We start from the raw sequence: 12,979 nt of genomic DNA, 5'->3' as shown, positions 1-12,979 counted from the left end.
CGCTTTGCTGCCTTAGTCCTCAATGCACATCTTGAAGCATCCCGCCGCATCCCAGTTCTTGCGCTTCGGCGTGGTGGGGCTGGCCAATACCGGCCTCTCCTATGGGAGTTATGTGCTGCTGCTGGCCCTGGGTCTTAATTATGCCGTGGCCAATTTCGGCTCCCTGGTTTTCGGGATCGCTGTGTCCTTCGTCAGTCAGGGACGCTTTGTATTCGGGAATTCCTCGATCCGCCGCTTGCCGCGTTTTGTGGTGCTCTGGCTCTTCCTCTATTGCGTCAATATTGCCTTGATTGCCTTGTTCCTTGAGTACGGCATCAATGCTTATTTGGGAGGCGGGCTGGCACTGGTGCCGATCACCCTGTTGTCCTTTGTCTGCCAGCGCTACATCGTTTTCAGGCCCGCCAAGGTCAGCCAATAAGGAAAATCCCATGCCTCCCCGCCTCGGACTCGTCATCCCGTGTTACAACGAAGAAGAAGTCCTGCCGGAAACCCAGCGCCAGTTGCGGGTACTTCTTGATGAATTGATCGCCGACGCATGTATTGCACCGGACAGTCGTGTGTATTTCGTGGATGACGGGAGTCGGGACCGGACATGGCGCCAGATCGAAGCCTTTAGTGCGGATGATCCCAATTTTGGTGGCATCAAGCTGTCGCGCAACTGTGGTCACCAGCGTGCCTTGTTGGCGGGGCTGTTGTCCGCGGAAGGTGATGTGATCGTTTCGATGGACGCGGACCTGCAGGATGACCCGCGGGCCATCAAGGGGATGCTTGCAGCCCACGCCGAAGGCAGTGACATCGTTTATGGCGTGCGTAGTAGCCGCACCACCGATACGGCCTTCAAGCGCCTTACAGCCCAGGGCTTCTACCGCTTGATGACAGTGATGGGGGTGGATGTGGTCTTCGATCATGCGGACTACCGGCTCATGACCCGGCGAGCGATCGAAAATCTGCGTGAATTCGACGAGGTAAACCTGTTCTTGCGTGGGATCATTCCCTTGATCGGCTTCAAGAGCGCCAAGGTGGAATACGCCCGCTCCGAACGTTTTGCGGGGGAGTCCAAGTATCCCCTTCGCAAGATGCTTGCGTTTGCTATCGATGGCATTACTTCTTTCAGCGTAGTGCCGCTGCGCTTCATTTCCGGCATTGGTTTGGCCACCTGCCTGGTCAGCCTGATGATGGCGGGCTGGGTCGTCATCCGTGCGTTGGCAAGTGGTGCGACGGTTCCTGGCTGGGCTTCCACTGTCGTGCCGATGTACTTCCTGGGCGGGGTACAGTTACTGTCGATCGGGATTCTTGGTGAATACGTTGCCAAGTCTTATCTGGAGACCAAGCGGCGCCCCCGCTTCTTCATTGACAAGTTGCTGTGAGCCAGTTGTCCCGTTTGATGGATTATTTCCGGGATGGGTTGGTATTGGGAATTCAAAGAAGCGTTTGTGGTCGAAATCCCAGGTGGCGTTGAGTCTCAGTTGAGTCTCGGGCAAGGCGGGAGTGGCGCAACTCTCCCCTAAAGCCCTTTGGATAAGTGCCGTTAAGCTTGCCGTAATCGAATATGCCGATGGCTAGGCAAAAGGGCTACTAGACTCATGCTCATGAAGGGCGCGCGTGACGCTTGTATGGAATGCTGATGTCGCCCCTGGCCTACCCCCCGCCCTTTGCCGATCGCCCTGCTCCGGGGTGGAGACTTCCTGATGAGCATTTACGCGAGTAGCGACAAGCCTGAGGCCCTTGCAGCCCGGCACACGATCCTGATCGTCGACGATACGCCGCAGAATCTGGCAGTTCTGGGGGAACTACTGCAGTCCCACTACCGGGTGCGTGCCGCCAATTCCGGCGAGCGGGCGCTGCGGGCGGCAGGACTTTCGCCGCGCCCGGATCTGATCCTGCTCGACGTGATGATGCCGGGGATGGATGGTTACGAGGTCATGGAGCGCCTGCATGCTGACCCGGCCACGCGCAATATCCCGGTGATCTTCGTGACGGCCATGAACGCTGCCGAGAACGAGGAGCACGGTCTGGCCCTAGGGGCCGTGGATTACATCACCAAGCCGATTAATCCGGCCATTGTGCTGGCGCGGGTGCGTACCCACCTGGAGCTCAAGCAGGCCCGTGACCGGCTGGCCAACGAGAACGAATGGTTGGAGCGCGAAGTCAGCCGGCGCATGAGCGAGAACCTGCTCGTGCAGGAACTCAGCGTGCGCGCGCTGGCCTGCCTCAGCGAGGCCAGGGACAACGAGACCGGGCGGCATATCGTACGCACCCAGACCTATGTGGACATGCTGGCGCGCCATCTGGCGGAGCACCCCCGCTTCAATTCGGCATTGGGCGGTGCCCGTCTGGGCATGGTCGTGAAGGCGGCGCCGCTGCACGACATCGGCAAGGTTGGAATCCCCGACAGCATCCTGCTCAAGCGTGGCCGGCTGACCAGCGATGAGTTCGAGATCATGAAGGCCCATCCGGCCATCGGCGCCGATGCTATCGACAAGGCCATGGCCCAGGCCCTGGAAAGTGCCGACGAGGCCTCCGCCGCCCAGGCCGGCGAGGCCTTCGCCTTCCTGTGCATCGCCCGCGAGATTGCGTTGGGCCACCACGAAAAATGGGACGGCAGTGGCTATCCGGGCGGTCACGCCAGGGATGCGATCCCGGTGTCGGCGCGCCTGATGGCACTAGCCGACGTCTTCGACGCGCTGATGAGCCGGCGTGTCTATAAACCGCCGATGACGCTGGAAGAAACCACCCAGATCATCGTCGACGGGCGAGGCAGTCATTTCGATCCGGATGTGGTAGATGCCTTTCTTGCCTGCCGCGAACGTTTTGCCGACATTGCTACACGTTTCGCCGACCCTGAGCCGGAGGTGGACGGAGCTCACCGATGAAGCTCCGCCTGCCGTACCCGTTGTTGCTCTTTCTGCCGGTGGCGGTGGTTGCCGTGCTGGCGGCCGGTTTCAACTTGTTCTCCCTGTACAGCCTGCAGGCCGACCGACGGCTGATCGAGGCCCTACTGACACAGGGCATCACTGCGTTGGTTGGGCACGTTGCATTGTTCGGTGGTTTGCTGATGCTGGTACTGATGGCCTTCTGGGCCCTCATCATCCACTGGGTGACCCACCGCCTGCATGGCTTGAGTGCCGTGCTGCAGGGGCTCGCGGCCGGGCAGGTGGATCCGTCGGAGCTGGCCGAGGTCGAGCGTCTCGGGGCCGACCCGCACAGCGTACTGCGTCGGCTGGCCAACGCGGTGTTGGCCTTCCGGCAGGCGCTGATCACCCAGGAGGAAGCCCAGGCCGAACTGCACAAGCTGGTGATGGCGGTCGAGCAAAGCCCGGAGAGCATCGTCATTACCGATCTCGAGGCGCGTATCGACTATGTCAACGAGGCCTTTGTGCGCAATACCGGCTATGCCCGCAAGGAGGCAGTTGGCCAGAACCCCAGCATGCTGCAGTCGGGCCGCACGCCGAAGGAAACCTACGATGGCATGTGGGCGACGCTGACGAGCGGTGAGGCCTGGCACGGGGAGCTCATCAACCGGCGCAAGGACGGCAGCGAATACGTCGAGCTGGCCAATATCGCGCCGGTGCGCCAGGCGGATGGCCGCATCACCCACTACGTGGCGATCAAGGAAGACATCACTGAGAAGAAGCGTAACGCCGAGGAACTGGAGCACTACCGCGCCCACTTGGAGCAATTGGTGGCAGCGCGCAGTGCGGAAGTGATCGTCGCCAAGGAGGCGGCGGAGGCAGCCAGCCGCAGCAAGAGCGAGTTCCTGGCCAACATGAGCCACGAGATCCGCACCCCGATGAACGCGATCATCGGCCTGACCCACCTGTTGCGGCGCGACCTCGACGAGCCACGCCACATCGACCGCCTGTCCAAGATTTCCGGCGCCGCCCATCACCTGCTGGGGATCATCAACGACATTCTCGACCTGTCCAAGATCGAGGCCGGTCGCCTCGAGCTGGAGTCCGTCGATTTCGAGGTCGGGCGGGTCATCGACAACGTGATCAGCCTGATCCGCGACAAGGCCGAGGCCAAGCACCTCGCCGTGCATGCCGACCTGCAGGATGTGCCGCCGCTGCTGCGCGGGGATGGCTTGCGCCTTCAGCAGATCCTGCTCAACTTCGCCGGCAATGCGGTCAAGTTCACCGAGCGTGGCGAGATCATCCTGCGTGCCCGCCCATTGGCGACGGACGACGGGCGCCTGTGGGTGCGCTTCGAGGTGTGCGACACCGGCATCGGCCTGTCCGCCGGGCTGCAGGCCGAACTGTTCCAGCCCTTCCTGCAGGCGGACGCGTTGACGACCCGCAAGTACGGCGGCACCGGCCTGGGGTTGGCGATTTCGCGGCGCCTTACCGAACTCCTCGGCGGGCGCATCGGTGTGGGCAGCGAGCCCGGGCACGGCAGCACGTTCTGGGTCGAACTGCCGCTGCAACCGGGGCGCTCGCGGGCGCAGCCTCCGACGCGGGTTGTCGAGCCCGAACGCGCACCGGCAGGCGATGCCGAGCGCCGTCTGCTCCAGCGCCACGGTGGGCACATCTTGCTGGTCGAGGACAACCCGATCAACCGCGAGGTGGCGCTGGCGCTGCTGGAAGGCGTTGGTCTGCAGGTCGAGGTGGCGGGCGACGGGCAGCAGGCGGTGGAGCGGGCGCGCAACGCGTCCTACGACGTGATCCTGATGGACATCCACATGCCGGTGATGGACGGTCTCGCCGCCACGCGTCTTATCCGGGCTCTGCCGGGCTACGGTGCCACCCCCATCCTGGCGATGACCGCAAATGCCTTCGACGAGGACCGGGAGCGCTGCCTGGCGGTCGGCATGAACGACCATATCGCCAAGCCGGTGGTGCCGGAGACCCTCTACCGGACGCTGCTGCAGTGGTTGCCCGAAGGGGCGGGCGGACATGCCGCCAGGCTGGTGTCCGCCGCGCCCGAAGACGATCTTCTGCGGGCCCGCCTGGCGGTGGTCGACGGCCTCGATCTGGCGGCCGGTTTGCGCGCTACCCGCGGCCGCGTCGATGCCTATGCGCGGCTGCTCGGCAGCTTCGTGGCCAGCGAGGTGCCGGCCGAGCTGAGACGGGCACTGATGGTCGGGGACATGAAGACGGCTCACCGCCATGCCCATACCCTCAAGGGGCTGGCCGCAACCCTCGGCATCACCCGCCTGCAGGCTGCTGCGCCGGCGCTGGAAGGCGCCCTGCGCGACGGTAGCAGCATGCCGAGCGGCGAACTGGTGGTACAGGCGGCCGCCCTCGAAGCCGATTTCGTCGCGCTGTGCCAGGCCTTGAAGGACGTGCTGCCGGCCGCAGCGGCGCCGTCGCCGGCGCTGGCGCTGGCGCCCGTGCAGGTGGATTGGCAGCAACTGCGACAAGTGGCGGCACGCCTGCAGGCCTTGCTGGCCGAGTACGACCTGGCCGGTTCGTCGTTGTACCGGGAACACCGGGCCTTGTTCGCGGCGGCCTTCGGCGAGCATGCCGCAACGCTGGAGCGGCAGATCGCCGATTTCGATTTCGATCATGCGCTGACGACCCTGCGCACGGCGCTGGACGAACTGTCGGTCATGGACTGAACGTATGCCTGCCCGTTTCCTGCGCTGCCTGCCTGTCCTGTTGGTTGGGGCCTGCTTCGGTGCCGGGATGCTTGCAGCGGATGAGGGGGGGCTGCCGCGTACGTCGATCACCGTGGTGCTCGACGATAATTTCCCGCCCTATACGCTGCGTGACGCGAGCGGGGTGCTGCAGGGCGTCGTGCCGGATCGCTGGCGGGCCTGGCAAGCCCAGACCGGCGTAACGGTCCGCCTGCTGGGCATGGATGGCGCGAAGGCCGAGGAGGCCATGCGGGCCGGTACGGCGGACGTCATCGACACCATCGTGCGCTCCCCCGAAAGGGACGGGCGCTACCTGTTCTCCGTGCCCTATGCCCGCCTCGACACAATGCTGTTCTTTCAGCGGGACCTCTCGGGCATCGTCGACGCGGGTTCCAGCCGCGGCTTCGTGGTTGGCGTGAAGGAGGGCGACGCCTGTCCCGAGCGGCTGGCTGTCGAGGGCTCCACCAACGTGCGCCGCTACCGCAGCTTTGCGGCCCTGGTCGGCAGTGTGGCGGAGGGGCAGCTGCGGGTGTTCTGCATGGACGAGCGCCCGGCGGCGTATCTGCTGTACCAGTTCGGCATTGCCGACGATTTCCGGCATACCGCACCGATGTACGTACAGCACTTCCACTGGGCCGTGCGGCGTGATGACGAGGATTTGCAGCACTTTATCGCCAGTGGTTTTGCGGCCATTCCTGAGAAGGATCTGGGGCGCATTGATGAGAAGTGGTTCGGCGCGCTGCTGGAGCAGTCGGCGCTGCCCTATCTGCACTACGCTGGTTACGGCTTCGGCGCACTGGCCCTGGCGGTACTGGCCTTGGTGGTGTGGAGCCGCCAGCTCAGTGGGCGCGTCGATGCCCGTACCGAGGAACTGCGCCGGGCCCTCGAGGAAGTGCGACTGGCGCGCCAGGAGAGTGAAGCGGCGCGGAATCGCCTGGAGGACGAAGTGGCCCGCCGCACCGCCGACCTGGCGGCGGCGATGGCCGAGCAACAGGCGCTGTTCGAGTCGGCCAGCGTCGGCATCGTACTGACCCGCGAGCGCCACATCCTGCGCGGCAACCGACGCCTCGACGAGATGTTCGGCTATGCGCCGGGTGAGCAGGTCGGCCAGTCGAGCCGCATATGGTATCCGGACGACGCAGCTTACGAGCAGGTCGGCAAAGCGGTCTATGAGATGCTCTGGCATGGCGGCACGCACACCTGGGAGCAGCAGGTGGTTCGCAAAGACGGCACGCGCTTCTGGGTGCGCATGGCCGCCCATGCGGTGGACGGTGGCGATCCGTCCCGGGGCGTGGTCGGCATCTTCGAGGACATCACCGCCGAGCGGGAGGCCGCCGAACGGCTGCGCCTTGCCTATGCCGAGCAGCAGGCGATCTTTGACGCGGCGACGTCGGGCATGGCGCTGATCGTCGACCGCACGCTGCAGCGCGGCAACCGCCAGCTGCACGACATGTTCGGCTGGCCGCCGGGCGTCATGCTGGGCCGCCCGACGCGCATCTGGTACGCCGACGATGCGGCCTGGCAGATTGGTGGCGAGCCCTATGTTCAGATCTGGCGCGGCGAGACCCACAGCCGCGAGCAGCAGCTGATGCGCCGGGACGGCAGCCTGTTCTGGGCGCGGCTTACCGCCCGCGCCGTCGATTTGAACGACCACACCCGCGGTTCGGTGTGGATCATCGACGACATCACCGCCGAGCGGGACGCCATTGAGGCCATGCGGCAGGCCACCGCCATGGCCGAAGAAGCGGCCCGTGTGAAGTCCGACTTCCTGGCCAACATGAGCCACGAAATCCGCACGCCGATGAACGCCATCGTCGGCATGGCCTACCTGACGCTGCGCTCTGAACTGACGCCGCGTCAGCGCGACTACCTGGAAAAGATCCAGAGCTCCAGCCAGCACCTGCTGGGCATCATCAACGATATCCTCGACATCTCCAAGATCGAGGCCGGCAAGCTGGTCATCGAGCGCACCGATTTCGAACTGGAGCGGGTCCTCGACAACGTCGCCAGCCTGATCGCCGACAAGATCGCCACCAAGGGGCTGGAGCTGATCGTGGACGTGGCCGACGACGTGCCGGGCAGCCTGGTTGGCGATCCGCTGCGCCTCGGCCAGATCCTCGTCAACTACGCCAACAACGCGGTGAAGTTCACCGAGAAGGGCGAAGTGACGATCCGCGTGAGGGTTGTCGAGGCGGGGCGCGACGGCGTGCTGCTGCGTTTCGAGGTCCGCGACACCGGCATCGGGCTCAGCAGCGAGCAGCGCGCCCGCTTGTTCCGTAGCTTCGAGCAGGCCGATTCGTCCACCACCCGCAAGTACGGCGGCACCGGCCTGGGCCTGGTGATCAGTAAACGTCTGGCCGAACTGATGGGTGGCGAGGTGGGCGTGGATAGTATGCCGGAGGTGGGCTCCACCTTCTGGTTCACGGCGCTTCTCGGCCGCAGCACGGCGGTAGTGCGCCGGCTGTTGCCGGGCGCTGACCTGCGGGGCCGGCGCATGCTGGTGGTGGATGACAACGCCAACGCCCGTGAGGTGATTGGCGAGATGCTGCGGCGGATGGCCTTCGCAGTGCAAGCCGTGGATTCGGGGCCGGCAGCGCTGGCCGAACTGGGGCGGGCCGCCGCGGCCGGGCATCCGTACGAAGTGACCTTTCTCGACTGGCAGATGCCCGGCATGGACGGTATCGCCACGGCCGGCGAGATCCGCCGCCTGTCCCTGGCCGTGCCGCCGCGCCTGGTGATGGTTACGGCCTACGGGCGCGACGAGTTGATGAAGGCTGCCGAGGAGGCGGGCATCCGTGACGTGCTGATCAAACCGGTTGGAGCGTCCTTGCTGTTCGACACGGTGATGCGCACGCTGGGAAGTGACGGTGGGTTGTGCCAGCGGCCAGCGCAGGCTGCGGACTTTCCGCCCGTGCCCGGCCCGCTGCGCGGCGCCCGTGTGCTGCTGGTGGAGGACAACGAGCTCAATCAGGAGGTGGCCAGCGAGATGCTGTTGCAGGTCGGTCTGCAGGTGGACGTCGCCGACAACGGCCAGGTGGCCATCGACAAGGCATCCGGCGGGCACTACGACCTGATCCTGATGGACGTGCAGATGCCGGTGATGGATGGCCTGACCGCTACCCGCGAGATCCGCCGCCTACCTGCCTGTGCAACGCTGCCCATCGTGGCGATGACCGCCAACGCGATGGCTGGCGATCGGGAGCGCTGTCTGGCAGCCGGCATGAACGACCATGTCGCCAAGCCCATTGACCCGGAAGCTCTGTGGGCGACGTTGATGCGCTGGATCACCGTGCCCGGCGCCGTGGCCGTGCCAGGGGCCGCCCCGACGTCCGCACCGCTGCGGGAGATTCCCGGTCTGGACATGGTGGCCGGTTTGCACCACGCCCTCGGGCGGGAGGCGCTCTACCTGTCCCAGCTCGACAAATTCGTGAAGGGACAGCGGGATTTTGCCGGGCGTTTACAGGAAGCGCTGGAGTCCGGTGACTGGACGACCGCGGTCCGTCTCGCCCATACCCTGAAGGGCGTGGCTGCGCAGGTCGGCGCCCACGAACTCGGTGCCCGCGCCGCCGACCTGGAGCAGGCCCTGCGCCGGCAGGACGCGCCATCTGCGTTGGCGCCGCTGCAGGCCGAGGTCGCGGCCGGATTGGCGCCCCTCGTCGAGGCGATCACCGCTGCGCTGCCTGTGCCCGGCGCATCGGTGACCGAGCCGCCCACGGATGCGGGTGCCGTGTCCGCCGTGTTCTGCCGCCTGGCCGAACTGCTGGCCGCAGGCGATTTTGCCAGTGGGCAGCTGCTCGACACCCAGCGGCCGCTATTGCAGGCCGTCATGGGGGCGCGCTTCGAGGTTTTCGCCGGCGCAGTGGCGGATTTCGACAGCGACCAGGCGTTGGCTGTCCTCGCTGCCTGCGCCGAGGAGCACGGCATTTCGCTGCAAGCGCTCCCGCGCTGAATTCCTTCGCACAGATCAAGGTTTCTTCGTGGCGTGGGGCATAGGATCGCCCCGTCCGACAAAAACCACGAGCCTGCCATGGATGTTTCCCGCCGTCGTTTTCTGGGTGTCAGGGCGCCCGGCGGAACTCCATTCCGTCCGCCCTGGAGCACCACCGAGAACCGCTTCCTCGAATTGTGCTCGCGCTGCGACGCCTGCCTGCCGGTCTGTCCGACCGGTTTGCTGAAACGCGGTGCCGGTGGCTATCCGGAGGCGGATTTCACGTCTGCGGCATGCACCTTCTGTGGCGGCTGCGCTCAGGCCTGCTCCACCGGCGCCATCGGCCGCGACACTGCGCAGCGCGCGTGGGCCTACGGCATCCGTATCGATGAAGGCTGCCTGGCGGCTCGCCACGTGGAGTGCCGGGTGTGCGGTGAAATCTGCGAGGCCTCGGCGATCCGTTTCCGGCCACGCATCGGCGGCGTTCCGCTGCCCGACGTGGACAACACTGCCTGCACCGGCTGCGGCGCTTGCCTGGCGCCCTGTCCCACGACGGCCATCGTGCGCGTCGCCCTCGATCCTGCTCTGGAGCCGTCATGAACATTGCCAGTCTTGTCCTGCGCATCCACCCCCATGCCCGTGCCGCCGCCGAAGCTGCACTGCTCGCCTTTCCGGGCGTCGAGTGCCACGGCATGTCCGACGACGGCAAGCTGATCGTTACCGTCGAGGACGCGGACGGCGCCACCATGACCGACACCTTGATCGCCATTCACCGGGTTCCGCAGGTGCTGGCTGCCACGCTGGCCTACGAGCACCGCGACGATCCCCTGCTTTCGAATCAACAGTCCGAAACGAATTCCCCCTGCGAGGAGGCTCAATCATGACCATCAACCGACGCGACTTCATCAAGACCCAGGCGATCGCCGCGGCCGCCGCCACGGCCGGCGTTTCCCTGCCCGCCCTTGCCGCCAAGAAGGAGGCCGCGCCGGCGCCGGCTGACACCGGCAACGCCAACGCGGTGCGCTGGGACAAGGCGCCGTGCCGCTTTTGCGGCACCGGCTGCTCGGTGCTGGTCGGCGTGCAGAACGGCCGCGTGGTGGCCACCCAGGGCGATCCGGACGCACCGGTCAATCGCGGCCTGAACTGCATCAAGGGTTACTTTCTGTCCAAGATCATGTACGGAGAGGACCGCCTGACCCGTCCGCTGCTGCGCATGAAGGACGGTAAGTACGACAAAAACGGCGAGTTCACGCCGATCAGCTGGAACCAGGCCTTCGATGTCATGGCCGAGAAGTGGAAGACCGCGCTGAAGGCCGAAGGGCCGGGTTCCATCGGCATGTTCGGCTCCGGCCAATGGACGATCTTCGAGGGCTACGCCGCCTCCAAGCTGATGAAGGCCGGCTTCCGCTCCAACAACCTCGACCCCAATGCCCGCCACTGCATGGCCTCGGCGGTGACCGGCTTCATGCGCACTTTCGGTATGGACGAGCCGATGGGCTGCTACGACGACATCGAGCAGGCCGACGCCTTCGTGCTGTGGGGCTCCAACATGGCCGAGATGCACCCCATCCTGTGGACCCGCATCACCGACCGCCGCCTGACCAAGACCGACGTGCAGGTGCACGTGCTGTCCACCTTCGAGCACCGCAGTTTCGAGCTGGCAGACAACGGCATGGTCTTCGTGCCGCAGACCGACCTGGCGATCCTCAACTACATCTGCAACCACATCATTCAGTCGGGCAAGGTCAACCAGGAGTTCGTGAAGGCCCACGTGAACTTCAAACAAGGCGAGACCGACATCGGCTACGGCCTGCGGCCCAACAACCCGCTCGAGAAGGACGCCAAGTTCAACGGCTACCCGGGCGCCGACGGCAAGCCGAAGAACAACCCCAACGACGCTAAGCCGATCACCTTCGAGGACTTCAAGAAGTTCGTCTCCACCTATACGCTGGACTACACGTCCAAGCTGTCCGGTGTGCCGAAGGAGCGCCTGCAGAAGCTGGCCGAGCTGTATGCCGACCCGAAGAAGAAGGTCGTCAGCTTCTGGACCATGGGTTTCAACCAGCATACCCGTGGCACCTGGGCCAACAACATGATCTACAACGTCCACCTGCTGGTGGGCAAGATCGCCACGCCGGGTTCCGGCCCGTTCTCGCTGACTGGCCAGCCCTCCGCCTGCGGCACTGCGCGGGAAGTGGGTACCTTCGCCCACCGCCTGCCGGCCGACATGGTGGTGACCAACCCCGAGCACCGCCACCACGCCGAGGAGATCTGGCAACTGCCGGACGGCACCATCCCCGACAAGATCGGCTATCACGCGGTGGCCCAGAGCCGCGCGCTGAAGGACGGCAAGCTCAAGTGCTACTGGACCAGCACCACCAACAACATGCAGGCTGGTCCCAACGTGAACCAGGAGATCTACCCGGGCTGGCGCAATCCGGCGGCCTTCGTGGTGGTGTCCGATGTCTATCCGACCGTGTCGGCGATGGCTGCCGACCTGATCCTGCCGGCAGCGATGTGGACCGAGAAGGAAGGCGCCTTCGGTAATGCCGAACGGCGTACCCAGGTGTGGCGCCAGCAGGTCAAGGCGCCGGGCGAGGCCAAGTCGGACCTGTGGCAGTTCCTCGAATTCTCCAAGCGCTTCAAGATGGAAGAGGTATGGCCGGCCGAGCTGCTCGCCAAGAAGCCCGAGTACAAGGGCAAGACCATGTACGACGTGCTGTACGCCAACAAGGTGGTGAACAAGTTCCCGAAGGGTGACACCGTCAAGGTGAACGAGCACGCCATCAAGAACTACACCAACGACGAGGCCGAGGCCTTCGGCTTCTATGTGCAGAAGGGCTTGTTCGAGGAATACGCCAGCTTTGGCCGCGGCCATGGTCACGATCTGGCGCCCTTCGACATGTACCACAAGGCGCGCGGCTTGCGCTGGCCCGTGGTGGATGGCAAGGAGACCCTGTGGCGCTACCGCGAAGGCTACGATCCGTATGTGAAGGCCGGCGAGGGCATCCGGTTCTACGGCCAGAAGGATGGCAAGGCGGTGATCTTCGCATTGCCCTACCAGGATCCCCCCGAGAAGCCCGATGCCGACTACGACATGTGGCTGTGTACCGGCCGCGTGCTGGAGCACTGGCACACCGGCACGATGACCCGGCGCGTGCCGGAACTGCACAAGGCGGTGCCGGAAGCCCAGGTCTTCATGCACCCGGACGACGCCAAGAAGCGCGGCCTGCAGCGCGGCATGGTGGTCAAGGTCCAGTCCCGTCGCGGCGAAATGACCGCCCGCCTGGAAACCAAGGGCCGCAACAAGCCGCCGGTGGGGCTGATCTTCGTGCCCTTCTTCGATGAATCCAAGCTGGTGAACAAGGTCACTCTCGACGCCACCTGCCCGATCTCCAAACAGACCGACTTCAAGAAGTGTGCGGTCAAGGTGGTGCGCGCCTGAGACTTGGGGTAACGCGCGACGTGATGTGTGG

Annotated in this window: 8 protein-coding genes; all 8 read left to right on the top strand. The window is 65.1% G+C overall.

Annotation, left to right across the window (positions count from 1 at the left end):
- Positions 1–22 precede the first annotated feature (22 nt).
- On the top strand, positions 23–418 hold the full coding sequence (locus AC1PPK_RS01135) for a GtrA family protein (RefSeq protein ID WP_481116012.1): 396 nt from the start codon (positions 23–25) through the stop codon (positions 416–418).
- 10 nt (positions 419–428) lie between these two features.
- Positions 429–1,367, top strand: coding sequence for a glycosyltransferase family 2 protein (locus tag AC1PPK_RS01130; RefSeq protein ID WP_481116011.1), 939 nt, complete (start codon positions 429–431; stop codon positions 1,365–1,367).
- A 321-nt stretch (positions 1,368–1,688) separates the two neighbouring features.
- A complete protein-coding gene (locus tag AC1PPK_RS01125) occupies positions 1,689–2,873 on the top strand; it encodes a response regulator (RefSeq protein ID WP_481116010.1) in 1,185 nt (394 codons plus the stop codon).
- Positions 2,870–5,557, top strand: a complete 2,688-nt coding sequence (locus tag AC1PPK_RS01120; RefSeq protein WP_481116009.1) for an ATP-binding protein — start codon at positions 2,870–2,872, stop codon at positions 5,555–5,557. Before AC1PPK_RS01125 ends, AC1PPK_RS01120 begins: the two co-directional genes overlap by 4 nt.
- A 4-nt stretch (positions 5,558–5,561) precedes the next feature.
- Positions 5,562–9,524: a response regulator gene (locus tag AC1PPK_RS01115; RefSeq protein WP_481116008.1), complete on the top strand. Its 3,963-nt coding sequence runs from the start codon at positions 5,562–5,564 to the stop codon at positions 9,522–9,524.
- A gap of 78 nt (positions 9,525–9,602) precedes the next feature.
- On the top strand, positions 9,603–10,103 hold the full coding sequence (napF, locus tag AC1PPK_RS01110; protein ID WP_481116007.1) for a ferredoxin-type protein NapF: 501 nt from the start codon (positions 9,603–9,605) through the stop codon (positions 10,101–10,103).
- Positions 10,100–10,387 carry a chaperone NapD gene (locus tag AC1PPK_RS01105; RefSeq protein ID WP_481116006.1) on the top strand — a complete coding sequence of 96 codons (288 nt, stop codon included), beginning with the start codon at positions 10,100–10,102 and terminating at the stop codon, positions 10,385–10,387. Before napF ends, AC1PPK_RS01105 begins: the two co-directional genes overlap by 4 nt.
- Entirely contained in the window at positions 10,384–12,948 is a 2,565-nt protein-coding gene (gene napA, locus AC1PPK_RS01100) for a nitrate reductase catalytic subunit NapA (protein ID WP_481116005.1), read from the top strand. The genes AC1PPK_RS01105 and napA overlap by 4 nt, the downstream gene beginning before the upstream one ends.
- Positions 12,949–12,979 lie beyond the last annotated feature (31 nt).

Source organism: Zoogloea sp. JDB1 (assembly GCF_056724025.1).
Note: the sequence above shows the minus strand (reverse complement) of the source record. Positions and strands in the feature narration are given on the sequence as shown.